This window comes from Streptosporangium sp. G12, from assembly GCF_052983175.1.
The window spans coordinates 121040-144923 of the sequence record NZ_JBRIQO010000024.1; the positions used below are offsets into that span (position 1 = coordinate 121040).

Here is a 23884-nt window from a genome sequence, read left to right on the forward strand (position 1 = left end):
GACAATGGAGCCGTGAGTTTCGAACTGGCCGTCTGGTACGAGCCCAAACCGATCACCAGGGAACACGCGGAGAAGGTCTTCCGGTCCCTCCACCGCGGGGCTTCGGAGGACCCTGGAACGCCTCCCCCCGGGGAGCCGGAGACGACGCTCCCGCATGGCGAGGATCCCCGTCCCGAGGAGCGGGAGGACGCCGAGGCGCACCCGGGGGTGACGGCGTTCGCCGATCGGCTGCCCGGGGCCGAGTGGCTCTCCCCCGACCACGTCCTGGTCAGCGTGGACCCGGAGCGGGCCGACGAGGTGTCCGCCGAGGTCTTCGCCCTGGCCGCCGAGTGCGGGCTGGTCTGCTACGACCCGCAGCGCGGCCTGGTGCACAACCTGTCTCCGCGAGGCGTCTACCCGAGCATGGAGATGCGGACGGGCGACGGGATGATCGTGGTCGGCCCCGACCTCCGGCTCATCTCCGACGCGCTCGCCACCATGTCCCCGCAGAACCCGTTCACGGCCCTGGTCGTCTTCGGCGAGCACTTCGTCCAGAGCTCCCCGGAGATCTCGGGCTACGAGCTGGAGTACAAGGACAGCGTCAGGAACCGGATGTTCCGCACGCACGTCCCGGACCTGGGGGCGGTCCAGGAGGCCTTCACCGAGTACGCCACCGGCGGGCGCGCCTTCCTGGAACGCCACGACTGGAAGCTCGTCTGACAGTGAGGATGGAGGTGAACGCCTCCCGGTGGAGAGGCGGAGGTCATGGCATGGGTGCTCTGTTACGGCTTACGGTGGCCGCCCACAGGCCGGCCCGCGGCGGCGTGGCCGAATCTCCGGGGACGGGCATGGGCCGGGTCAGGCCGGCGCGGGCGCGGCCGGTGTCGCCTTGCGGGTAGTGGCCCAGCGCCGGGCCGGGCGCGGCGACGATGATGCGCACGACCTGGCCGAACGCTTCGCGACGGTCGCGCCGGCGCACGGCGAGGGCGAACATGGCGATGTGGTCGGCCGTGTGCGGCCAGGGCCAGGGCTGGGAGATGAGATGCCCCGCTCCGGATGCCGCCACCGGTCGTCGGGGTTGGTGTTGGTGCGGGCGGCGCGCATCTCGGCGCGGTAGGCGGCCCGCACCGGTACGGGCATCAGACGGCCGATCATCACGTGCCCTTCGGCGTGTCCTGGATGGATGAGCAGCAGCCGTCCGCGCAGCCGTCGGTCTCCGACACCGTGCCGCCGGACACCGTGCCGCCGGACACCGTGCCGCCGGACAGGGTGGCGGAGGGGACAGCGCAGCAGGCGTCCCCGCGCCAGGCCTGGCGGCCTTCCTTGACCGCCACGGCGGCGATGACCAGGGCGGCGATCGGGTCGGCCCAGGACCAGCCGAAGGCGCTGTTGAGCGCCAGGCCCACCAGCAGCACGGCTGACAGGTAGGTGCACAGCAGGGTCTGCTTGGAGTCGGCGACCGCGGAGGCGGAGCCGAGCTCGCGGCCGGCGCGGCGTTGGGCGGCCGACAGGAACGGCATGACGACCAGGCTCAGGGCGGCCAGGATCAGGCCGGGGGTGGAGTGCTCGGCCTCGCCGGTGCCGAGCAGGGCCCGGACGGCGTCGAAGGTGACGTAGGCGGCCAGCGCGAAGAACGACAAGGCGATGACCCGCAGCGCAGTCTTCTCTCGGCGTTCGTGGTCGGTGGCGGAGAACTGCCAGGCGACCGCGGCGGCGGAGGCGACCTCGACGATGGAGTCCAGGCCGAAGCCGATCAAGGCGCTCGAGGAGGCGACGGTGCCGGCGGTGATGGCCACGGCGGCTTCGATGACGTTGTAGGCGATGGTCGCGGCCACCAGCAGCCGGATGCGGCGCGCCAGCGCGGCGCGGCGGGCCGGAGTGGGGCCGAGCGTGATGGCGGTCATCAGCAGCAGCCCTTCTCATCAGCGTCGGCGCAGGTGCGCTCGGCGTCGGCGGCGACCGCGATGACGGCGCTGCTCAGGTCGGCCAAGGCGTGGCCGAGCCGGGGGTCGGCCAGCTCGTAGCGGGTGCGGCGGCCGACCGGGACGGCGACGACCAGGCCGCAGTCGCGCAGGCAGGCCAGGTGGTTGCTCAGCCGGGTGCGGGAGATGCCCAGGAGGTCGGCCAGGTTGGCGGGGTGGGCGGGGGCCTCGCGCAGCGCGAGCAGGATCCGGCAGCGAATCGGATCGGCCAGCGCGCGGCCGAAACGCGTCAAGACCTCGATCTCGGAGGCGATCGTCAGCATACCTCCAAAGTACAGGATTCCCTGAATTCAAAAAACCCTGTACTCAGTGGAGTTAGATGAGGGTGCTCCAAAACGACCAGAAGCGCACCGCGATCAGCGCGATGAGCGCGCCGAAGCACAGCGCGATCGCGACCGAGTGGTGGTTCCTCAAGGCCACCACGACGCGAGCACCGCGGTAGACGTGGAGTCGTTGGCGATACCTGATGATCATGGCGGTGTGGGGGCCGGGCGGCGGGCGATCAGGGCGGTGATCACCGTCACCAGCGGGCCGATGGCCAGTAGGACGGCGAGAGTGGCGAAGCCGTGGGTGAGGGTGAACAGGGTCGCGACGCCGGCGACCAGGAGGGGGCCGCCGGCGTCGCCGAGTTCGCGGCCGAGTTCGGCTGAGCCCATGGTCTGGCCCAGGCGCTCTGGCGGGGTGGCGGCGGCCAGGGCGGCGAAGCCGAGCGGGGTGATCAGTCCGGTCCCGGCGCCGATCAGCGGCGCGCTGGTGAGAATGCCACCCAGGCCGGGGAGCATGGCGCAGCCGAGACCGGCCGCGGTGATCAGCAGGCCGGCGGTCAGCCCGGTGCGTGTGCTGAGGCGACCGGCGTCCAGGGCCCGCCCGGCAAGCGGCTGAACGAGCGCGGCGCAGGCCGCCAGGACGGAGACGGCGGCGCCGGTGGCCACGGGGCCCAGCCCGGCGGCGGCGCCGGAGACGGGCAGGAAGCCGACGCCGACCGACAGCGCGGCGGTCGCTCCCGCGAGGGCTGCGGTGGGGGTGAGGAATGCGGGCGCACCCAGGCGGCGGGCCAGGTCCAGTACGGTCTGGCGGGCGCGCGGCAGTGGCGGCATGGCGGGTACGGCCAGCGCGGCCCACAGGGCGACGCCCGCGCCGAGCAGCGCCATCACCGCGAACAGCAGGCCCATCCCGCCGGCCCAGACCAGGACGCCGCCCAGCAGCGGGCCCAGGGTGTAGCCGATGGACTTGTAGAAGCCGTAGCCGCCGAATGCCCGCCCGCGCCTGGCGGCCGGGTTGAGCCGGGCGACCAGCGCGGAGGCCGACGGGGAGAACGCCGAGGCCGCCGCGCCCTGGCCGAGGCGGGCCGCCCACAACCACGACGGGCTGTCCGCGACCGCGTACAGCGCGGAGGCGGCGGCGAAGGCGACCAGCCCGCCCAGCAGTACCGGCCGGGCGCCGATGCGGTCGGCCAGACTGCCGAAGAAGGGCTTGAGCAGCACTTCCGCCCCGTCGTAGAGGGCCAGCAGGCCGCCGAGCACCAGCAGTGAGGTGACGGCGTCGGCGGAGAAGCCACCGAGGTTGGCGGCGATGGCGTGCGCGCCGAACGCGGTGGTGAAACCGGCCGCATACAGCGGCCACATCGCGGCCCGGGAGGCCGGGCGAGCAGCGGCAGAGGGGTTCACGCCTGCTCCGGGGCCGACCGGTGTAGTTCCGCGAAGACACGCTCGGCGTAGTCCTCGCAGAGGCGTTCGCAGTCTTTGAGTCGCTCGGCGGCTTGGGACGACTCCGGTGCGGTGAAGACGTCGCGGGCGCTCAGGTCGCGATGCCAGCGTCGCAGCCGCGCCAGGCTCTGTTCCTCTTCCTCCAGTTCGGCCAGGGTGAACTTGGCGATCCGGATCTCTTTGGCGATCTCGGTCTCGAACTTGGCGCAGTCGGCCAAGAATTCCGTCCAGTCGGCCGACCGCGCGGCGGTGAACATCTGCTGGAAGCGGGCCGCGTCCTGGGGTTCGCGTCCGGTGGCGGTCAACGTCATGGCCTGGCCGCCGGCGGTGTCGGCGAGCTGCAGGACGCGGCGGATGCCATCGGTGAAGGCGGGGACGTCCGGGACCGCCCAGGTGCCCTGTCCGAGGGTGATCGCGCCGGCTTTGCGTAGCTCGCGCCAGACTGCCACCCGGTGGCGGGACGGTTCGGCGGGTAGCTTGATCACCAATACCAGCCATTGCATCTCACGGGTCGTCACGTCGTGGAATGTAGCAGCCGTTACGTTCTCCCGATATGCCACGTGGAAGACCCCTCGGTCATGCCGACGCGACATGGCGCAAGCGCCACCCAGCGACCCGGGTATGCACCGCGGTCCATGCCCCGCGCTGAGGCAGGTGGTCAGCGTCTGCCCCCGCTCTCATGACGCATCTACTGATGCTCTCGTATCGCTTGGCAGTCCGCGCACTGACACTCTCGCGGCGGTTGGCATCAGCCGGCCGATGATTTCGCGGCGTGCTCAGTCGCCGTGTCCGTCGAGTCGGCCGCCTGGCTCGGGATCGGCGACGGGGCCCTTTCTGTTGGCGATGGAGCCGATCGCTCGCTGCCACTTCGCCGTTAGTGGCCCTGACCTGCGTGGAGGGCCTGCTGAGCCTGGTCGTGGCGGGCGAAGATGTCCAGCAGCACGCCGATGGGCACATCCGCCTCGGTGGGGTAGCGGAAATGCTGGTCGGGGTTGATCGTGTAGTGGTTGCGGCGGCCCACCTTGGAGCGGGTCAGGTAGCCCGCCTGGTGCAGGTCGGTCACGATGCCCTGTGCCGCGCGCTCGGTGATACCGATGACGGCCGCGATGTCGCGCAGCCGCGCCTGCGGGTCACGGGCGATCTCCAGCAGGACCCGGGCATGATGGGTCAGAAAGGTCCACGAGGACGACGGCTGATCGGAACTGTTCTCGGCCACGTCACATCCTTCCGGCATCGCAGAGCGGCTCGCCACGGAAGCAGGCGGGGACAGACATCACCATAGGAAGAAGCATACCGGAAACATCTTTCGTGTATCTTCTTTCCGACATAGGGTGGAGACGCCCAGGTTCGTTGGCGTGCATCAGAGCAGGTAAGGGGATCGATCACATGGCTGTCGTGCAGCACCGGTCGGCTCACCGCGCCCGGCAACACCGGCTACCGGCTTCATCGGCCGGCGGGCCGCGACGAACGCCCTACGGTGAAGCCTGGACCATCCAAGAGCAGCAGGAGCAGGTCGTATCCGGCGAGCGCGGGGTCAACGCCATCCTCTACCTCGATCGCACGCTGCGCGTCACCTACGACCCGGCCCCGCCCGGAGGCGCGGTCCGGCTGATCGGCGAGCTCGACATCACCAACACTCAGGCAGTCGCCCGAACCCTGGCCCAGGCCCAGACCGCCGAGGACATCCTCATCATCGACGTCGGCCGGTTGGAGTTCGTCGACCTCGCGGGCCTGCGCATGCTGACCGGCCTGTGCCACGACGGCGTGGCCCACCTGATCAGCGTGCCGACCGGCATGCGCCGCCTGCTCGGCCTGCTGGACCGGGCGGACGTCCTCGACAAGTGCGCATGACGGCGACCCGCCGGCGTGCCGAGGCGGCCTGCGGCTGATCTTCACGCTCGGGCCGCGATCAATCGCCTTAGCCATCGAGTCAGCCCTCTCTGGAGTGCTCGCGAAACGGACGCCCCATGCAGCAACCAGGACAATGGCCACGTTGGCGCAGTATGCGACCGCGAGGGGGATGGCGTCGTGCCGGCTGATCGAGCCGCGCCGCAGGTGCAGAGCTGGCGGCTGGGGTCGGTGCGGGTGCTTCGCCTGGTCGGAGAGCTGGACGCCGTGACGATCCCGGACGTGGCGGTGACGCTGGATGAGGCACTGCTCACCTTCGAGGACCTGCGGCTGGTCGTCGACCTCACCCAGGTGACCTTCATCGCCTCGGTGGGGGTGGGCGCTCTGGTCCGGATGCGCCAGGACGTCCAGCGGCGCCAGGGACGCTTGATCGTGGTCCTGCCCGCGCAAGGGCGTGCGCGGCGCCTCTTCGAGCTGACCCGCATGGTGGATCACTTCGAGGTGCGCCTGACGCTACCCGAGGCGGTGTGCGCCCTGCGGCAGCACGAGCCGCGCCCCCCTCTCCCCCAGCAGATCAGGCCGGCTCCGGAGCCGACACCGCCGCCGACACCGATGCCGAAAGGCCCTGCCGGCTAAACGGGGAGGGCGCCGTGACCGGACCGGTCGACGACGCCCTTCATTGTGATCGGCCGCATAGCGCGGGCCCGCCTACGCTGCCGCGGGCCCTGGCTCAGGCCGCACTCGGTGACCGGTCAGTTCGTTTCCGCGGTTTCCTTCGCCTTCTTGGCGGCGTCCTTCGTCGCGTCCTTTTCCGCGTCCTTTTCCGTGTCGCTGAGCTTGTCGCGGGCGGGGTGCTTGCCGTGCTCGGGCCGGTGGGGGATGTCGGTCGAGCAGGTCAGCGGCGCATCCGTAGAGGCCAGGATCATGGTCGCGCCGAGCGGGTTGGGGTTGTCCGGCTGGTAGTCGGGGGTGCGGATGCCGATCAGTAGTTTGGTGCCGGCGGGCATCGCGCTCGGCGTGATGATCATCTGCGGTGCCTGGTCGCCGACCTTGTCCATGGTGACGACGTCCTCCAGACCGTCCTGGCCGCCAGGAGGCGTGGTGTCGCACCACTTGTTGATCGTGACCTCGGCGGGCACCCCGGCCCGGGCCAGAGCGTTCTTCATCGTCGCCGGATCCAGGGACTCCTCCTTGGTGAGCTTCACGGTCACGGTGCCGTCGGCGTTGGAGTCGATGGAGAAGGCCGCCATCTGCACGTGCACCGCCGGTGGCGCGTTGACCTGTTGACCGCCGAGCGTCAGGGTCCACGCGACCGCCGCGGCGAGCACGCCGCCACCGGCCGTGGCGGCAAGGCGGCGATGTCGCCGGCGGGCGCGGGCCGCCGAGATCACTTCATGGGCGGGTGTGCTCATCCGGACGCCCGACATCGAGTCGCGCACCACGTTCAGTACGTCGTCGTCGTTCATCTGTGCTCCTCCAGGCTGGTGGCGGTGGCAGTGGTGAGGTCGCCGCGCAGCGCCGCGATGGCGCGCGCCAGGTGCGCGGTGACGGTTCCCGGAGCGATCCCGAGGGTCGTGGCGGTGGTCTGGGTGTCCAGGTCCAGGAAGACCCGCAGCGCCACCACCTCCCGCTGCCGTTTCGGCAACCGCCGCAGGGCGGCCAGCAGGGCGGGGTCCACGTCCTGCTCATCAGGCCGCGCCGGCTGGGCGGTGTCGTGACCGGCCAGGACGACCTCGTGACGACGCCGCCGCCACCAGCTCACCCGCGTGTTCAGCGCCACCCGGACCACCCACGCGCGCGGCGCGGGATGCCGCCTGACCGTGCGCCAGGACAGCCAGGCCCGCGTGAACGCCTCGGCGACCAGGTCCTCGGCCAGATGCCGGTTCCCTGTGGCCGCCACGACGGCGCGCAGGCACGCGTCCCGGGCGCTCTGGTAGAAGTCCTCGAACTCCATGTGCTCCACACCCCCCTTACGCACAGGCGGGCCGATCCGCTTACTTCGAGTCGTTGATCCAACGGCGCATGGGACGTCGTCGAAAGTCCTGGGCCGCCATCGATTGACCGGCCCGTCTCCCGTGCTCGCAGACCAGGCAGCAGCCGGCCGGGACGGTCGCGGCGAGGTCGGCCAGGAGGCGCTCGACGTCGGTGAGCTGATGGGGGCAGGGGTCCGCGGTCGGCCCGGCAGTCCTTGTAGGTCTATATCTGCCGAATTTTCGGCCAGGGGGCCAGGGGTCCGCAGTCGGCGGTGGAGTCAGGGGGCAGGGGCCGAGCCGGCCGGATCGAGCAGGATGATGAGGGTCAGCAGGGCGATCCAGGCGATGACCGCGGCGAGCAGAAGCTTGCCGACGGAGAGCCCGCGGGGGAGGAACCTGGGCGTTTTCACAGCCATCCGCTCCTGCGCAGCAGCCGGTGGACGATCAGGACGGCGACGACCATGACGCTCAGGCTGAGCGGGTAGCCGAGTAGCCAGTGCAGTTCGGGCATGTAGTCGAAGTTCATGCCGTAGATACCCGCGATCATGGTGGGAACGGCGATGAGGGCCGCCCATGAAGAGATCTTGCGCATGTCGGCGTTCTGCTGCATCGCGACCAGGTTCTGCTCACGGCCCATCAAGGCCAGGTGCGCGCTCAAGGCGCTGGTGAGCAGTTCGTTGTGCTCATCGACTTGGGCATCGACACGCAGCAGGTGATCGAGGACGTCGCGGAACTGTTCTCGGTTGGCCATGCACAGCTCCACCCGGCCTTTGACGATCTCTTCCAGCACCGGGATCAACGGATCCTGGGCGGTGCGAAACTCCAGCACCTCTCGCTTGAGTGAGTAGATGTCGGCGGTGGCGTCGGCCTGCTCGCCGCTGAACACGCGATGCTCCAGCGCGATGAGGTCTGCTTCGACTTCGTGGGAGACGCGCGAGTAGGTGTCGACGACCTCGTCGCAGATCGCGTACAGCACACCGGCCGGGCCGGCGGCCAGTAGATCGGGGTTGGACTCGATGCGTCCGCGTACCCCGTTCAGGGGGTTGGCCTGGCCGTGGCGGACGCTGATGACGAAGTCGCGGCCCAGAAACAGGTTGATCTCGCCGACCTCGATGTCGGAGGTCTCCTCCAGGTACAGCAGCGGCTTGAGCACGATGAACAGGGTGTCGTCATAGCGTTCGAGCTTGGCTCGCTGGTGGGCGTGGATGGCGTCCTCCACGGCCAGTGGATGCAGCTTCACCTCGCTGGTGATCAGGTCGAACTCCTGCTGGGTGGGCTCGTGCAGGCCGATCCACAAAAAGCAGTCTCCCCGCGCTCGGGCGGCGGTGACCGCATCGCTGATGTCACCGCTGATGGTCTCGCGCAAGCCGTCGCAGTAGATGGCCTTATCTACGATCACATCCGGCATTCTCGCGTATCCGGAAAGCCGAAAAGCCTCACCTGTTCTGGCAATTGGAGCGAAAAGCGCAAACCCCCTCAAATGCGGACTGTGTGATGCCACTGTCCGGTCCGGGTGTCGGCGGCCGTCCTCGCCCGCGCGTTGAGCAGCGGCTTCGGTGTTTCGACGCCACAGGCGGTGGCCGGGCGGGTCAATCAAACGGCTCTGTCGCAGATTCGGCTCCGGCTCACTTTCGGTGGTGACCGAGCGGGCTCACAGGTGATGAGGCGCCGGGGACGAGTTAGCCGGCCGCAAGAGTGCCGTGGTGCGGTCCGGCGAACAGAGCCCGGGCTCCGCGCGGACGGCCGACGCCATCGGTGCTCGGTCCGTATAACCTTCCCAACGACCTTCTCGGAAATGCCAAAAGGGCCCCGGCGCCATGATGCGCCGGGGCCCACGAGGTTCAACACCATCTACCGGCCCTGGGGCCGACTTACCTGCTTCCGCATGTGGCCGCCCGATGGGGGCGGGGATGCGGGGATCGCGAATGCGTGACCGTAGACCACCGTCCAATCCGGGGAACTGCGGTACCCGTGCGGCGAACAGCAGCCGACAACGGGCGATCCTGATGGCGTTCAACACTCCTTTCACTTTTCGCCGGCGCTGCTTCCTCAACTTCATGCATCACTTGGTGCAGCTGCTTCGTCCACGGCCGGGACCCTTCACTTTCTACCTGCGCTGGTCCTGGCACGTCCGACGGTGTCTCTTGTTTCACTGCTGTGGCAGCGCGTCCACGGCCGGAACCCTTCAACCGCTTGGTCCTGGCACGTCCGACCTTCTGCCCCTCTTCACTGCGTCGTCTTTGTCGTCCAGCTGTCCACGCTCGTCCGGGCAGTTCGTCGTGATGCCTACGTCCTGCTCTGCCCTCGTGGATCCGTTCCTTGCGATGCCAGGAACTCTATCCCCACCAACCACGAATGTCTACTTCAGCCACTACAGATTTTCAGTGCCGAGGAAGCAAAGGCTGAGCTTCACGCCTTCGGGAGCAGGTCGGCGACGGCTTGGTCGACGCTGTCGCCCAGCACGAAGCGGGGCAACGGGCCGGTGCGCCGCAGCAGGTGCCGCAGCCCGGCCGGCAGACCCACGAACACCCGCCGGCCGGTGGCGGTGGCGTGGATGCGTTGGCGGGTGTGGGCCAGTACCGCCAGGGCGACCGAAAACCCACCCATGCTCTTCCACTTCCTGCCGAGAAGTGAAAGGAGAGCCGGCCGGGTCACCTGACCCGGATGCCCGCGCGGAAGACCGCTCGGACGTCTCGGAGCCGGTCGAGATCGTCGAGGGGATTCCCGGTCACGGCCAGCAGGTCGGCGTCCGCGCCCACCGTGATCCGTCCCTTCCGCTCGGGAACCCCGCACGCCTGGGCGGCGAGGCTGGTCGCCGCCGTGAGTGCCTCCAACGGGGACGGGCCCTCCGCGGTGAACTGGGCGACGGCGTACGGCAGCACGTCGTGCGGCTTGACCGGCATGATGCCGGCGTCCGTACCGAGCACGATGCGGGCACCGAGCCTGTAGAGGGCCCTGAGGGCCTCGTGTACGGCCTGCACACGCCTGGCGACCTCCGGCGGCAGGACGAGTGGTGAGTCGCCGGGGACGACTCCGATCGTCACGCTCACGAAGGTGTCGCTCTCGGCGATGGCGGCGAGCAGGGTGGGATCCGCGTCGACGCCGTCCGCGGTCACGAATGTCGCGTGCTCGATGCTGTCCACTCCCGCCGCCAGCGCGTCCCTGATCGCTTGCGTGCCGTGCGCGTGGGCGGCGACGGGCAGGCCGAGCCGATGCGCTTCGCCGACGACGACCCGCAGGTCGGCCGCCGAGTACTGCGACTCGTGGGGCGGCGGCGAGCCCGGCGTCATGTTGCCGCCGCTCAGCATGATCTTGATTACCGCGCAGCCCCGCTCGTGCCGGTCCCGTACCGCGGCGCGCAGGGCGGCGGCCCCTTCGGCCGCGCCGCCCATGAAATGGCAGTGGCCGCCGGGCGTGGTGATCGGAGGCCCGGCGGCGAGGATCTCCGGCCCCCCTCCGGGGCATCGCCCCATCTCCGCGCTCAGCGCCAGCGCCAGGTAGTCGCGGTCACCGAGGTCACGCACGGTCGTGATACCGGCCCGGAGCGCCCTGCCGGCCGCGGTCCGCATCATGGCCAGCAGCTCCGCGTCGTCGGCGGTGGTGAACGCGGTCACCGGGTCGAGGCCCGCGTCGAAGCCGAGATGCACATGAGGGTCGACGAGTCCCGGCATCAGGAAGGTGTCCGTGCCGAGGTCGATCAGGTCCACCCCGTCCGGCGGAAGGGCTCCCGTGGTGTCCAGGCCGGTGATCCGCCCGTCCTCCACGAACACCGTCGCGGGGCCGGACAGGCTCGTGCCGTCGAACATCAGTCCGGCGTGAATCGCGAGAGGAGTCATGGTCGGGAAGCTCCTGGGGGGAAGTGGCATGTGTGGCCCCCGTCCCGTTCCCCCGGCGTTGCGGGTCTGGTGACGGCGGCGGGCACAACAACATCACGAACGACCTGAGAGGCTCCTGAACCTCCCTGAGAAGATCCTGAGAAGGACACCACGGGTCCCGTACATCCGACATCGACGAGCCAGGGCGACCTGCGGCGCCTCAGCCCTGGACCGGGTCGTGCACGGGGCGCTTCAGCTACGGCGACCCGCCCCGAACGGTCCCGAAGTGACGCTTCAGCGGCGGTGGGACCACTGGGCGACCGGAAAGCGAGCGACTACGGCCCGAACCCTCTACGGCCGGAACACCCGCCCACCGCAGCGAGCACCGACAACAACCACCCGGTACACCCGGCAGACGCCCCACCCGCACACCCGGAAAACACCTCAGGTGTGCGGGAAGGGAAACGTCTCACACACCCGGATCAGTTATTCACCAGGAAAACGGACACCCACCTGCGAGCGGACCTCGTCCATGACGCCCATCACGTCGAGAGTCGCCTGCCAGGGCATCAGCGGGCTCTCCAGCAGGCCCTCGCGCAGGCAGCGCATGGCCTCGGCCGCCTCGTGCAGCATGCCCTTCCCCTCGAAGGGGACGTGGAAGGTCTCCGGCTCGCCTTCCGTGCGGTGCAGGGTGAAGGTGTCAGGGCGGAAGAACGGGCCCGGCAACTCGATCCGGCCGAGCGTGCCGGAGATGGACGCGGCGACCGGGCTGTGCGTGGTGATGCCGCAGGACAGCAGGGCGACCGCCCCGCTGTCGTAGCCGAGCAGCACGCCGGTGTTCTCGTCCACTCCCTCGGGGGTCAGCCGCGCCCAGGATCGCACCCCGGCGGGGGCGCCGAGCAGCATGTGGGCGAAGGAGATCGGGTAGACGCCCACGTCGAGCAGGGCGCCGCCGCCCAGCGCCGGGTTGCGGAGCCGGTGCTCGGGCGGGACGGAGACGGAGAACCCGAAGTCGGCGTGAATGGTCTGGACCGGGCCGACGACGCCGCCCTCGACCAGCTCCATGATCTTGCGGACGGCCGGGATGCAGCGCGTCCACATGGCCTCCATCAGGAACAGGCCCCGCTCCCGCGCGAGGTCGACCAGTTTGGCGGCCTCGGCCCGGTTGAGGGTGAACGCCTTCTCGCACAGTACGGCCTTGCCTCCTTCGAGGCAGGTCCGTACGGCGTCGTAGTGGGCGTTCTGGGTGTTGGCGACGTAGACGATGTCCACGTCGGGATCGGTGGCCAGCTCCGTCCAGCTCCCGTGGGCCCGAGGGATGCCGTGCCGGTCGGCGAAGGCCCGCGCGGACTCCTTCGACCGCGATCCGACCGCGGCCACCTCGGCGTCCGGCAGGAGCTTCAGGTCCTCGGTGAAGGACGCGGCGATGCCGCCGGTCGCCAGAATTCCCCACTTAATCGCGCTCATAACGACATATCTCACCACGAAAGCCTGACGGGGAGGCCCCGGGCACCAGGACCTCCCCGTCTCACCTCATACGACCCGCCTCATGTCACGCGACCCGCACTCCCCGAGGGGAGGTCAGCCGCGCGTGTCGGCGAGCAGGGCGTTCAGCACCAGGTCGGGGTTGTCACGCATCACGCCGCGCATGCGCCACTCGTCGGTGAACAGCGCCAGCAGGGCACCGTCGAGCGAGCGGGTGAAGACCTCCACCCCGCGCTGGCGGGCCAGGAACGGCGCCGACTCGGCGTCGGTGAGCCTGGCGATACCGAAGTCGAGCCGGTCCATCAGGATCTCGGTGTTGAACTCGGCGGCCATCCGGTGCTTGACCACGTCGAACTGCATCGGGCCCACCGCCGCGAGCACCGGCGACTGGTCGCCGCGGACGTCGGAGCGGAGCACCTGGACCACGCCCTCGGCGTCGAGCTGCTCGATCCCCTTGCGAAACTGCTTGGACCGGCTGGAGTCGCGGACCCTGGCCGTGGAGAAGTGCTCGGGGGCGAAGCTCGGGATCCTCGGGAACTCGACGGGCGGGCCGTCGTAGAGCGTGTCGCCGGGACGCAGGGCGCTGGCGTTGACCAGGCCGACGACGTCGCCGGGGTACGCCTCGTCGATCGTGGCGCGTTCCTGGCCGAAGACCGACTGGGCGTACTTGGTCGCGAACGGGCGGGCGGTGGCCGCGTGGACGAGCACCATGCCGCGCTCGAACCTGCCCGAGCAGACCCGGACGAAGGCGATGCGGTCGCGGTGCGAGGGGTCCATGTTGGCCTGCACCTTGAAGACCAGGCCGGAGAACGGCTCCTCCAGCGGGCGCGGGTCGTCGGCGACGTCCGGGCGGGGCGTGGGGGCGGGGGCGATGTCGACCATGGCGTCCAGCAGGCGGCCGACGCCGAAGTTGGACAGCGCGGCCCCGAACAGCACCGGGGTCGACTCGTGCGCCTCGAAGGTCTTCTGGTCGTGGTCGGCGCCGATCGCGGAGAGCAGGTCGATCTCGTCCTTGGCCCGCTCCCAGTCGCCGCCCAGCTCCGCCAGGGCCTGCTCGGCGCTCAGGTCGGTCTCGATGGCCTTGGTGGCGCCGCCGGGGGTGCGGGTGTAGCGGACGATCCGGTCGGCGGTGCGGTCGGCCACCCCGTGGAAGAAGCCGCCGGTGCCGATCGGCCAGGTGATCGGCGTGGGCTTCAGGCCGGTGCGCTCCTCGATCTCGTCCAGCAGCTCCAGTGCCTCGCGTCCCGGCCGGTCCCACTTGTTGACGAAAGTGATCACCGGGATGCGGCGGTGCCGGCAGACCTCGAACAGCTTCAGGGTCTGCGGCTCCATGCCCTTGGCCGCGTCGAGCAGCATGACCGCGCAGTCGACGGCGGCCAGCACCCGGTAGGTGTCCTCGGAGAAGTCGGCGTGGCCGGGGGTGTCGACCAGGTTGAACATGTGGCCGCGGTACTCGAACCGGAGCGCGGCGGAGGTGATGGAGATGCCCCTGGCCTTCTCCATCTCCATCCAGTCGGAGGTGACCCCGCGCCGCCCGGACTTGCCGTGCACCGCGCCCGCCTGGCTGATCGCGGAGGCGTGCAGCGCCAGCGCCTCGGTCATGGTCGACTTACCCGCGTCAGGGTGGCTGATCACCGCGAACGTGCGGCGACGAGCCGCCTCCTGAAGGATCGCGGCCATTACTGATCTCCTAGCGATGCGTAAGGTGGGGTACTTCGGGCACAGTGCGGGGGCACTGAAGAGGCGGTCGGGTGGCACCGAAACCAGCTTACGCGCCACCACAGGTGTCAACAGATGTGGCAACACTTCCCCAGGCCGCTTGCGCCACCATGGTGTTAAGTGGATCGTGGAACATCTCGGTTCGCCCTATGCCCATCCCAACTGTCCGAAAGCGGCTCAGCTCGTGCAACTCGACGATCTAGTGATGTGCAGATGATCACGCTGCGCTATACGGCAGGCTCCGACGTCGGCCGGATCCGGCAAGGCAACGAGGACGCCGCCTACGCGGGCGCCCGGCTTCTCGCCGTCGCCGACGGGATGGGCGGCCACGTGGGCGGGGAGGTCGCCAGCTCGGCGGCGATCGCCACCGTCGCGTCCCTGGACCAGGAGTGCCCCGGCGACCTCGCCGCCGCCGCCGAGGCCGGGGTCCGCAAGGCCAACCAGCGCCTGCGCGAGCTGGTCGAGGAAGACCCGTCGCTCACCGGCATGGGCACCACCCTGACCCTGATGCTCTGGAACGGCTCCCGCGTCGCCCTCGCCCACATCGGCGACTCCCGCGCCTACCTCCTGCGCAACGGCGATCTTTACCAGATCACCTACGACCACACCCTGGTCCAGACGCTGATGGACGACGGCCGGATCACCGCCGAGGAGGCCGCCCGCCACCCGCACCGGTCGATCCTGCTGCAGGTCCTCGACGGCGGCGACAACCTCGAGCTCGACCTCTCCCTCCGGGACGCCGAGCTGGGCGACCGCTACCTGCTCTGCTCCGACGGGCTGTCCGGGGTGGTCGACGCCGAGCGGCTCCGCCAGGTGCTCGCCGAGGTCGACGACCTCGACGAGGTGACGCGTCAGCTGATCGCGCTCGCCTGCGAGGCGGGAGGCCCCGACAACATCACCTGCGTGGTCGCCGACGTGGTCGAGGGGGAACTCTCGGACACCCCGGTGGTGGTCGGCTCGGCCGCCCCCTCGTAACGGCCGCCCCCCGCGGGAACCGGCCCCTCGCGGGAACCGGTCTTCAGCCGCGGGCGAACCGGTGCGCGACGGGTCCTGGTCGCCGCCGGGAACAGCGGCTATCGTCGGAAATCCGCGCTCCTCGCCGACCACCGCTCCGGAGGGATGTTCCTCATGTACAAGGAGTTCGCCATCGAGGCGATCGTGTGGCTCATTCCCGTCGTGATCCTCGTCGGTCTCGCCTACATGATCACTCGCCCCGCCTGACCTCCCGGGACGGCTCTCCGGGACAGGGCCGAGGACGCGGAGCCCCGCTCCCGCTCCTCCGCTTCTCCATGCCCCGGCTTCTCAGTGCTCCGGTTTTCCCCACCCCGGCTTCTCCATGCCCCGCCGCGCCCTGCCTCCGCGCCTCGGACGGCGGCCGGGTGAGCCCCGCGCGTCGATAGCCCCCGCGGGCGAGAAATCCATGCGGATATTTTTCCGCTTTGGGAACTATTCCCTTTAACGAAACTTTATCTGTATATAGTCACCTACACGTGCTCGGGGGAGCACGTTCCGGTATGCCAGCAGGGGGATCTCACACGCCGATGGGCCAGTTCGTCGATGCCGCACTGTCTTTTCCGACCGTCCTGTTCACGTTCCTGCTCCTGGTGATCATCGCGTACTGGGTGCTCGTCGTGTCCGGGGTGTTCGGGTTCGACGGCGGCGGTGACGGTGACGGGTCCGAGGCGACAGGGGCCGGTGGCCTCCTGAGCGGTCTGGGACTCGGCGGAGTCCCCGCCGCGGTGGCCGTCTCGCTGCTGGTCGTCGTCGCGTGGTTCGCGAGCCTCGTGGGCGGCACGCTGTTCACGAGCACCCCCGCCCTGGTCGCGGTGCTGGTCGCGGCACTGGTCTGCGCCTGGGCGTGTACGCGCCTCGTCGTCCTGTCACTTCGGCGTCTCGTCCCGAAGGAGCGCGTCCCCTCCCGCGCCGACTTCGTGGGCCGCGTGTGCGTCGTCCGCACGAGCCGCGTCGGTCGCACCTTCGGCCAGGCCGAGGTCACGTCCGCCGACGGCTCCTCCGCTCTCGTTCAAGTACGGCAGACCGGCGACGAGGTTTTCGCAGCCGGCAGCGTCGCCCTGATATTCGCCTATGACTCCCCCGGCGAATTCTTCTGGGTGATGCCGTACGACGCGGAACTCGACCCTGATCGTCCTATTTAACCGAGGGACCACATTGGACGTCATCTCCACCGGGCTCGGCATTCTCCTCGCCGTCGTCCTCCTCGTCGTCATCGCCGTGCTCTTCATGATCAGCCGGCTGTTCCACAAGGTGGAGCAGGGCAAGGCCCTGATCATCTCGAAGATCAACAAGGTTGACGTCACCTTCACCGGGGCCGTCGTGCTGCCCGTCTTCAACAAGGCCGAGCTGATGGACATCTCGGTGAAGACCATCGAGATCGCGCGTACCGGCCGTGAGGGCCTGATCTGCCGCGACAACATCCGCGCCGACATCCGCATCACCTTCTTCGTCCGGGTCAACAAGACCGTCGAGGACGTGGTGAAGGTCGCCCAGGCCATCGGCACCGCGCGGGCGAGCGACCAGGAGACGCTGCAGGAACTGTTCAACGCCAAGTTCTCCGAGGCGCTCAAGACGGTCGGCAAGCAGCTCGACTTCGTGGACCTCTACACCCAGCGCGACCAGTTCCGCGACCAGATCATCCAGGTCATCGGCACCGACCTCAACGGCTACAGCCTCGAGGACGCGGCCATCGACTACCTGGAGCAGACCTCGCTGCTCTCCCTGGACAAGAACAACATCCTCGACGCGCAGGGCATCAGGAAGATCACCGAGCTGACCGCCATCGAGCACGTGCGGACCAACGAGTTCCAGCGGCGCGAGGAGAAGGAGATCACCCGCCAGAACGTGGACGCGCGGGAGGCCATCCTGGAGCTGGAGCGCCGCCAGGCCGACGCGGAGACCAAGCAGAAGCGCGAGGTCGAGACCATGCGCGCCCGCGAGGAGGCGGAGACCGCCAAGGTCCAGGCCGAGGAGCGGCTCAAGGCGCACGCCGCCCACCTGCGTACCGACGAGCAGCTCGGCGTCCAGCAGGAGAACCAGGCCCGCGAGATCGCGGTGGCGGCGAAGAACCGCGAGCGGGTCCTCGCCATCGAGACCGAGCGGATCGAGAAGGACCGGCTGCTGGAGGTCATCGCCCGCGAGCGCGAGACCGAGCTGTCGCGCATCTCCAAGGACAAGGAGCTGGAGGGCGAGAAGCGCTCGATCGCCGAGGTGATCCGCGAGCGGATCGTGGTGGAGAAGACGGTCGCCGAGCAGGAGGAGAGCATCAAGCGCCTGCGCGTGGTCGAGGAGGCCGAGCGGACCCGCCAGGCCGTGATCATCCAGGCCGAGGCCGAGGCGCAGGAGAGCCTGGTCAAGGACATCAAGGCGGCCGAGGCCTCCGAGGCCGCGTCCAAGCACCGGGCGCGCGAGGCGCTGGTGCTGGCCGAGTCGCGGCAGCAGGCGGCCGAGCTCGACGCCCGCGCCAAGATCCGCATGGCCGAGGGCGTGCAGGCCGAGATGGCCGCCGTCGGCCTGGCCGAGGTGCAGGTACGCGAGCGGGACGCCGCGGCGATCGAGAAGGTCGGCCGCGCCGAGGCCACCGTCGAGCGGGAGAAGGCGCTGGCGGTCGCCGAGGGCGAGCAGGCCAGGGCCCACGCCGTGGCCACCGCGGTGCGCGAGAAGCTCAAGGCCGAGGCGGAGGGCGAGCAGGCCATGGCGCTGGCCGCCGCCGCGACGGTCGGTGAGAAGCTCAAGGCCGAGGCCGAGGGTCTCACCGAGAAGGCCGCGGCGATGGCCGCGCTCACCGACGCGACCCGCGCCCACGAGGAGTACCGCCTGCGGCTGGAGGCCGAGAAGGAGATCCGCCTCGCCGGGGTGAACGTCCAGCTCAAGATCGCCGAGGCGCAGGCCTCCGTGGTGTCGGCCGGACTGTCCAAGGCCAACATCGACATCGTCGGCGGCGACACCGTGTTCTTCGACCGGCTGATGAGCTCGATCAGCATGGGCAAGGCCGTGGACGGCTTCGTGGAGAACTCCGACGTCGCCCGCACGCTGGCCGGGCCGTACCTGGACGGCTCGGCGAGCCTCCCCGCCGACCTGGGCAGGGCCCTCGGCTCGATCGACACCGCCGACGTGCGCAACCTCTCGTTGTCCGCGCTGCTGATGAAAATGATCAAGGAAGGCGGTCCCGACGCGGACAGGCTGCGCGGCCTGCTGGGCGAGGCCCAGGCGGCCACCACGACCGAGGTCCCCGTCGCCGCGCTCGCCGGGGGCGCCGGCTCCGGCAACTCCGCCGGTAACTCCGCCGGTTCCGCCAAGCAGTGACGTCCTCCACGGCGGAGGCCGTCACCGGCGCCCCCGGCGAGGGGGCGGGGCTGGACGCGGGCACCTACGAGGTGCTCCGCGCCCGGCTGGCCGAGCAGGCCGCCGAGCTGGCCCGGCAGTCCGACGCGCTCAACGCCGAGCGCCTGGCGGTGTTCGGCGGGACCGAGCTGCGCCTGGTCGGCACCGAGCGGATACGCACCGAGAACAACTGCGTGCCGCGCGACATCGTGTCGGTCGGCGGGCTCATGCTCTTCGGCTACAACGTGTTCATCGGGATGAAGCCGGAGACGACCGTCGAGGACGTCTTCTCCGTGCACACGTTCGTCCGGGACGGCGGGGAGGGCGGGAACGGCGGGAACGCGTTCCGGTTCGACCCCGCGCCGATGTTCCGCGACCCGCGCTTCGAGCGGGACTTCGCCGAGCTCTACCGGTACTACCGGGAGACCCGGCTGCTCCAGCTCCGCCGTGTCGAGGGCAAGATGCTGGCCGTCTTCCAGACCGGCCCGCAGGACACCCGCGTGCTGCGCTGGCAGGTCGAGGCGGACGGCACGCTCTCCTACATCGACGACCGGGGGGAGCGCGACCACACGTTCCCGCCGTCGCACGACTTCGAGTGGATCCCGGCCACCCGCGACGATCACGTCATGGGCCGCCACCCGCACATCTCGATCGAGGGCGAGGTGTTCGTCGAGACCGTCGGCGGCGACCTCACCATCAAGATCGAGAACAACACCGAGACCGGGGAGGGCGTCTACCGCGAGCCCGTCGCGGAGCCGCTGCAGAGCCTCGCCGACGCGGAGGTCCACCACGCCAGGATCGGCCCGCTGATCCTGCTGCGGGTGCGGCCGTACAAGGAGCCCGAGTGGCGGCACCTGGTGTTCAACACCCGGACCAAGGGCGTGGTCCGCCTCGACGGCATCGGGCAGGCCTGCCAGCGCCTGCCCGAGGACCAGGGGATCATCTTCCCCGGCGGCTACCACCTGTCCACCGGGGTCAGCAAGACGTTCGACACCGACGTGTCCGAGCTGGAGTTCGAGCGGGTCATCCGCTCCCCCAACGGCGAGGACGTGCTGTACGTCTTCCACGCCCGCGCCGAGGGGCGGTCGCTGCTGCTGCCGTACAACGTGATCCGCAAGCAGGTGGAGACGCCGCTGTCCTGCCACGGGTACTCGCTGTTCGACGACGGCACGCTGGTCGTCTTCAGGGCCACCTCCGACGAGCCCACCCGCGTCCACCCCATGCAGGTCTGGCAGACGGCCTACCAGTCGGACCTCTACGCCGCCGGACGTCCGGTCGGCACCGGGCCGCTGGAGCGGATCGGCAACGCGGAGCTGGTACGGGGCATCTCCGACTGCCTGTCGGTGGCGCGGATGGTCGAGGAGATGGCGCCGTCCGTCCCGGTCTTCGAGGCGCTGATCGCCTCCTGCGCCCGGGTCTTCGACCACTACCACTGGCTGGGCGAGCACCGGCTGCGCGGCCCGCTCGCCGACCTGCGGGCCACCGCCGAGCAGGTGCTGGACGAGTTCGAGAAGGTCCAGTCGCTCACCCGGCAGGCCGCCGAGGCGCTGAAGAGCGCCGCCGCCGAGGTCACCGCGCTCGTACGGCACGCGCGCGGCGAGGCGCCCAGGTCGGCGCAGGGCTGGGTCGACCGGCTGTCGGAGCTGCGGCGGTCGCAGGGACACCTGGTGACCCTGCGCGAGCTGCGCCACGTCGACACGGCCAGGATCGACGCGCTCGACGCGGAGCTGGCGGCCGAGCTGGACAGCACCGCGCAGCGCGCGGCGGGATTCCTGCGGGGCGACGACGCCTTCGCCGGATACCACGCGGAGGTCGAGCGGCTGGTCTCCGACGCGGGCGCCATCGCGACCGTGGCCGAGGCCGGGCCGATCGGCGAGCGGCTGGAGCGGCAGGCCCGGGGCCTGGAGATCGTGGTCGAGGTGGTCGGCACGCTCGACATCGCCGACGCCACCGTGCGGACCGCCATCCTGGAACGGGTCGGCGAGGTGCTCGGCGGGGTCAACCGCGCCCGCGCCACGCTGGAGGCCCGGCGCGGGGAGCTGCTGGCCGGTGAGGGGCGGGCGGCCTTCGCGGCCGAGTACGCCCTGCTGGGGCAGGCGATCACCGGGGCGCTGGCGATGTCCGGCACCCCCGAGCGCTGCGACGAGCAGCTGGGCCGCCTGATGCTCCAGCTGGAGAACCTGGAGTCGCGCTTCGCCGGGTTCGACGACTTCCTGGGGCAGCTGGCCGCCAAACGGGAGGACGTCTACGAGGCGTTCTCCTCGCGCCGCCAGGCGCTGCTCGACGAGCGGGCCCGCCGCGCCGACCGGCTCGCCGACTCCGCCACGCGGATCCTGTCGAGCGTGCGGCGGCGGGTGGCCGGGCTGGCGTCGCTGGACGAGGTCAACACCTACTTCGGGTCCGACCCGATGGTGCTCAAGCTGAGGGGCGTGGCCGGGGAGCTGCGCGCGCTGGGCGACCAGGTGCGCGCGGAGGAGCTCGAGGGCCGGATCAAGTCCGCCCGCCAGGAGGCGGGCCGCGCCCTGCGCGACCGGCTCGACCTCTACACCGACGGCGGGGAGACCATCCGGCTCGGCCGCCACCTGTTCGCGGTCAACACCCAGCCGGCCGACCTCACCCTGGTCCCGCACGAGGACCGGATGGCGTTCGCCGTCACCGGGACCGACTACCGCTCCCCGGTGCGCGACGCGGCCTTCGAGGACACCCGGCCGTTCTGGAACCAGCTGACGGTCTCGGAGTCGCCTGAGGTCTACCGGGGCGAGCACCTGGCCGCCTCGATCCTGGCCGCCGCCGAGGCCGGAACGCCGTCGTCCCCCGACACCGGCGGGGCCCCGGTCTCCCTGGACGCGCTGCACGAGGCCGCGGTGACCGGCGGGGAGTTGCTGGAGATCGTCCGCCGGGTGGCGGAGACCAGGTACGACGAGGGCTACGAGCGGGGTGTCCACGACCACGACGCCACCGCGATCCTCCAGGCCGCGCTCCGCCTGTACGCGGGCGCGGGACTGCTGCGCTACCCGCCCGCCGCGAGGGCCGCCGCCCAGCTCTTCTGGACCTTCGGCGCCGACGAGGCCGCCCGGGCGGCGTGGACCACCCGGGCGACGTCGCTCGTACGGGCACGGACCCTGTTCGGCAGGGTGGAGGCGGTGGAGGAGACCCGCGCCGCCCTCGGCTCCGCGATCGCGTCCTTCAGTCGGGGCCTGCACGGCGACACGGGAGACGCGGGAGACACGGGCGTCTTCGAGCTGGCCGGGGAGTATCTCTTCGAGGAGCTGCCGGGCAAGCCGTTCGGGTTCGTGACGAGCGCGGGGGCGCGGTCGCTGCTCGACCGGTTCGACCGGGCGCTGGGGCCCGCGCGCGCGGAGTTCGAGGACGACCTGCGGGCGCTCGGCGACGACCTCGCCGCACGCCACCGCCTGGCCGAGGCGTGGCTCTCCGCCTTCGACGTCTCGGCTCCGCGCTCCGGCCGGGAACCGGGCACGGGTACGGGGACGGGGGCCGGATCGGCGGAGCTGGTGGAGGCGGTGGCCGTACTGCTGTGCGAGGTGCCGCGGCACGACTCCTCGGCGGCGCTGACCGCCACGGTCGAGGGGCTGCTCGGCGCGCACCCCCGCGTCTCCGGGCGCGCGATGGAGCTGCGCCTGGACGAGTTCCTCGCCAGGACCCGGCACTTCCGCGACCACCGCGTCCCCGCCTACCGCGCCTACCAGCGGCGGCGCAACGAGCTGGTCGCGGCCGAGCGCGAGCGGCTGAGGCTGGAGGAGTTCCAGCCGAAGGTGATGACCGCCTTCGTCCGCAACCAGCTGCTCGACGAGGTCTACCTGCCGCTGATCGGCGACAACCTGGCCAAGCAGCTCGGCGCGGCGGGAGACGCCAAGCGGACCGACCAGATGGGCATGCTGCTGCTCATCTCCCCGCCGGGCTACGGCAAGACCACCCTCATGGAGTACGTGGCCAACCGGCTCGGGCTGATCTTCGTCAAGGTCAACGGCCCGGCCCTGGGCCACCTGGTGACCTCGGTGGACCCGGCGCAGGCGCCCGACGCGACGGCGCGGCAGGAGATCGAGAAGATCTCCTTCGCGCTGGAGATGGGCAACAACGTCCTGCTCTACCTGGACGACATCCAGCACACCTCCCCCGAGCTGCTGCAGAAGTTCATCTCCCTGTGCGACGGCCAGCGCCGGATGGAGGGCGTCTGGGAGGGGAGGACCCGCACCTACGACCTGCGGGGCAAGCGCTTCGCGGTCTGCATGGCGGGCAACCCGTACACCGAGGCGGGCAAGCGCTTCCGCATCCCCGACATGCTCGCCAACCGCGCCGACGTGTGGAACCTGGGCGACGTGCTGTCGGGGCGCGACGAGCTGTTCGCGCTGAGCTACATCGACAACGCGCTCACCTCCAACCCCGTCCTGTCGCCGCTCTCCACCCGCGACCGGGGCGACATCCGCCTCCTGGTGCGGCTGGCGCGCGGCGACTCGGGGGTCCGGGCCGACCAGCTCTCCCACCCGTACTCCTCGGTGGAGCTGGAACAGGTCCTCGCGGTACTGCGCAAGCTGCTGCGGATCCAGCGGGTGGTGCTGGCCAACAACCAGGCCTACATCGCCTCGGCCGCCCAGGCGGACGCGTCGCGGACCGAGCCGCCGTTCCAGCTCCAGGGCTCGTACCGGAACATGAACAAGCTCGCGGCCCGGGTCGTCCCGGTGATGAACGACGCCGAGCTGGAGGCCGTGATCGACGACCACTACCTCGGCGAGGCCCAGACCCTCACCTCGGGCGCGGAGGCCAACCTGCTCAAACTGGCCGAGCTGCGCGGCACCATGACCCCCGTACAGGCCGCGCGGTGGGCCGAGGTGAAGGCCGCCTACCTTCGCGCCCAGGCCCTCGGCGGCGCCGAGGACGACCCGATGACCCGCGCGGTCGGCGCGGTCGGCCTGCTGGCCGACCGGGTGAGCACCGCCATCGAACACGCCGCCGACCGCCTGTCCCCCGAACCGTGAGGCCCGGGGCCGGGCCACCGCCGAGATCCGCGAGGCGGGCACCCC

The 23884-nt window shown here is 70.4% G+C and carries 22 protein-coding genes; 8 read left to right on the forward strand and 14 right to left on the reverse strand.

Features of this window, described 5'->3' with window-relative positions; all coding sequences use genetic code 11:
* Positions 1–12: 12 nt before the first annotated feature.
* Positions 13–699: a hypothetical protein gene (locus ACVCAG_RS32950; protein WP_440087200.1), complete on the forward strand. Its 687-nt coding sequence runs from the start codon at positions 13–15 to the stop codon at positions 697–699.
* A 43-nt stretch (positions 700–742) separates the two neighbouring features.
* Here the strand turns inward: ACVCAG_RS32950 and ACVCAG_RS32955 are convergent, their stop codons facing one another.
* From ACVCAG_RS32955 to ACVCAG_RS32965, 3 genes are all read right to left on the reverse strand, one after another.
* Complete coding sequence (locus tag ACVCAG_RS32955; RefSeq protein ID WP_440087199.1) at positions 743–1045, reverse strand: DUF3703 domain-containing protein; 303 nt, start codon at positions 1043–1045, stop codon at positions 743–745.
* 88 nt (positions 1046–1133) lie between these two features.
* Positions 1134–1883, reverse strand: a complete 750-nt coding sequence (locus ACVCAG_RS32960; RefSeq protein ID WP_447191045.1) for a cation transporter — start codon at positions 1881–1883, stop codon at positions 1134–1136.
* Positions 1883–2224 (reverse strand): metalloregulator ArsR/SmtB family transcription factor, encoded by a 342-nt coding sequence (locus ACVCAG_RS32965; protein WP_440087197.1) that lies wholly within the window; start codon positions 2222–2224, stop codon positions 1883–1885. The genes ACVCAG_RS32960 and ACVCAG_RS32965 overlap by 1 nt, the downstream gene beginning before the upstream one ends.
* 56 nt (positions 2225–2280) lie before the next feature.
* Between ACVCAG_RS32965 and ACVCAG_RS32970 the strand changes: the two genes are divergently transcribed.
* Positions 2281–2403 carry a hypothetical protein gene (locus ACVCAG_RS32970; RefSeq protein ID WP_447191046.1) on the forward strand — a complete coding sequence of 41 codons (123 nt, stop codon included), beginning with the start codon at positions 2281–2283 and terminating at the stop codon, positions 2401–2403.
* A 28-nt stretch (positions 2404–2431) separates the two neighbouring features.
* Here the strand turns inward: ACVCAG_RS32970 and ACVCAG_RS32975 are convergent, their stop codons facing one another.
* The 3 genes from ACVCAG_RS32975 to ACVCAG_RS32985 form a co-directional block, all read right to left on the reverse strand.
* Positions 2432–3628: an MFS transporter gene (locus ACVCAG_RS32975; protein ID WP_447191047.1), complete on the reverse strand. Its 1197-nt coding sequence runs from the start codon at positions 3626–3628 to the stop codon at positions 2432–2434.
* Positions 3625–4185, reverse strand: a complete 561-nt coding sequence (locus tag ACVCAG_RS32980; RefSeq protein ID WP_440087194.1) for a Chromate resistance protein ChrB — start codon at positions 4183–4185, stop codon at positions 3625–3627. The genes ACVCAG_RS32975 and ACVCAG_RS32980 overlap by 4 nt, the downstream gene beginning before the upstream one ends.
* A 356-nt stretch (positions 4186–4541) precedes the next feature.
* On the reverse strand, positions 4542–4883 hold the full coding sequence (locus tag ACVCAG_RS32985) for a MarR family transcriptional regulator (protein WP_440087193.1): 342 nt from the start codon (positions 4881–4883) through the stop codon (positions 4542–4544).
* A gap of 170 nt (positions 4884–5053) precedes the next feature.
* Between ACVCAG_RS32985 and ACVCAG_RS32990 the strand changes: the two genes are divergently transcribed.
* Together ACVCAG_RS32990 and ACVCAG_RS32995 are read left to right on the forward strand one after the other, a co-directional pair.
* Positions 5054–5518: an STAS domain-containing protein gene (locus ACVCAG_RS32990; protein ID WP_440087192.1), complete on the forward strand. Its 465-nt coding sequence runs from the start codon at positions 5054–5056 to the stop codon at positions 5516–5518.
* A gap of 177 nt (positions 5519–5695) precedes the next feature.
* On the forward strand, positions 5696–6151 hold the full coding sequence (locus tag ACVCAG_RS32995; RefSeq protein WP_440087191.1) for an anti-sigma factor antagonist: 456 nt from the start codon (positions 5696–5698) through the stop codon (positions 6149–6151).
* Between the two features lie 116 nt (positions 6152–6267).
* Here the strand turns inward: ACVCAG_RS32995 and ACVCAG_RS33000 are convergent, their stop codons facing one another.
* From ACVCAG_RS33000 to ACVCAG_RS33035, 8 genes are all read right to left on the reverse strand, one after another.
* Positions 6268–6981 carry a hypothetical protein gene (locus ACVCAG_RS33000; protein ID WP_447191048.1) on the reverse strand — a complete coding sequence of 238 codons (714 nt, stop codon included), beginning with the start codon at positions 6979–6981 and terminating at the stop codon, positions 6268–6270.
* Positions 6978–7469: a sigma-70 family RNA polymerase sigma factor gene (locus ACVCAG_RS33005; protein WP_440087188.1), complete on the reverse strand. Its 492-nt coding sequence runs from the start codon at positions 7467–7469 to the stop codon at positions 6978–6980. The genes ACVCAG_RS33000 and ACVCAG_RS33005 overlap by 4 nt, the downstream gene beginning before the upstream one ends.
* 297 nt (positions 7470–7766) lie before the next feature.
* A complete protein-coding gene (locus ACVCAG_RS33010; RefSeq protein WP_440087187.1) occupies positions 7767–7904 on the reverse strand; it encodes a hypothetical protein in 138 nt (45 codons plus the stop codon).
* A complete protein-coding gene (locus ACVCAG_RS33015) occupies positions 7895–8887 on the reverse strand; it encodes a magnesium and cobalt transport protein CorA (RefSeq protein ID WP_447191049.1) in 993 nt (330 codons plus the stop codon). Before ACVCAG_RS33015 ends, ACVCAG_RS33010 begins: the two co-directional genes overlap by 10 nt.
* A gap of 1010 nt (positions 8888–9897) precedes the next feature.
* Positions 9898–10095 (reverse strand): hypothetical protein, encoded by a 198-nt coding sequence (locus ACVCAG_RS33020; protein ID WP_447191050.1) that lies wholly within the window; start codon positions 10093–10095, stop codon positions 9898–9900.
* Positions 10096–10139: 44 nt separating this feature from the next.
* Positions 10140–11324: an amidohydrolase family protein gene (locus ACVCAG_RS33025; RefSeq protein ID WP_440087184.1), complete on the reverse strand. Its 1185-nt coding sequence runs from the start codon at positions 11322–11324 to the stop codon at positions 10140–10142.
* Positions 11325–11789: 465 nt separating this feature from the next.
* Positions 11790–12770 carry a Gfo/Idh/MocA family protein gene (locus ACVCAG_RS33030; protein WP_440087183.1) on the reverse strand — a complete coding sequence of 327 codons (981 nt, stop codon included), beginning with the start codon at positions 12768–12770 and terminating at the stop codon, positions 11790–11792.
* Between the two features lie 114 nt (positions 12771–12884).
* Positions 12885–14468, reverse strand: a complete 1584-nt coding sequence (locus tag ACVCAG_RS33035) for a peptide chain release factor 3 (RefSeq protein WP_440087182.1) — start codon at positions 14466–14468, stop codon at positions 12885–12887.
* A gap of 252 nt (positions 14469–14720) precedes the next feature.
* Here ACVCAG_RS33035 and ACVCAG_RS33040 point away from each other — a divergent pair, with 252 nt between their 5' ends.
* The 4 genes from ACVCAG_RS33040 (at position 14721) to ACVCAG_RS33055 (ending at position 23839) form a co-directional block, all read left to right on the forward strand.
* The gene (locus ACVCAG_RS33040; RefSeq protein WP_440087283.1) at positions 14721–15482 is read left to right on the forward strand and encodes a protein phosphatase 2C domain-containing protein; all 762 of its coding nucleotides are present in this window, start codon (positions 14721–14723) and stop codon (positions 15480–15482) included.
* A gap of 566 nt (positions 15483–16048) precedes the next feature.
* Positions 16049–16663 carry a hypothetical protein gene (locus ACVCAG_RS33045; protein ID WP_440087181.1) on the forward strand — a complete coding sequence of 205 codons (615 nt, stop codon included), beginning with the start codon at positions 16049–16051 and terminating at the stop codon, positions 16661–16663.
* A gap of 13 nt (positions 16664–16676) precedes the next feature.
* Positions 16677–18827 (forward strand): flotillin family protein, encoded by a 2151-nt coding sequence (locus ACVCAG_RS33050; protein ID WP_440087180.1) that lies wholly within the window; start codon positions 16677–16679, stop codon positions 18825–18827.
* The gene (locus ACVCAG_RS33055) at positions 18824–23839 is read left to right on the forward strand and encodes a DNA repair ATPase (protein WP_447191051.1); all 5016 of its coding nucleotides are present in this window, start codon (positions 18824–18826) and stop codon (positions 23837–23839) included. Before ACVCAG_RS33050 ends, ACVCAG_RS33055 begins: the two co-directional genes overlap by 4 nt.
* Positions 23840–23884: the final 45 nt, after the last annotated feature.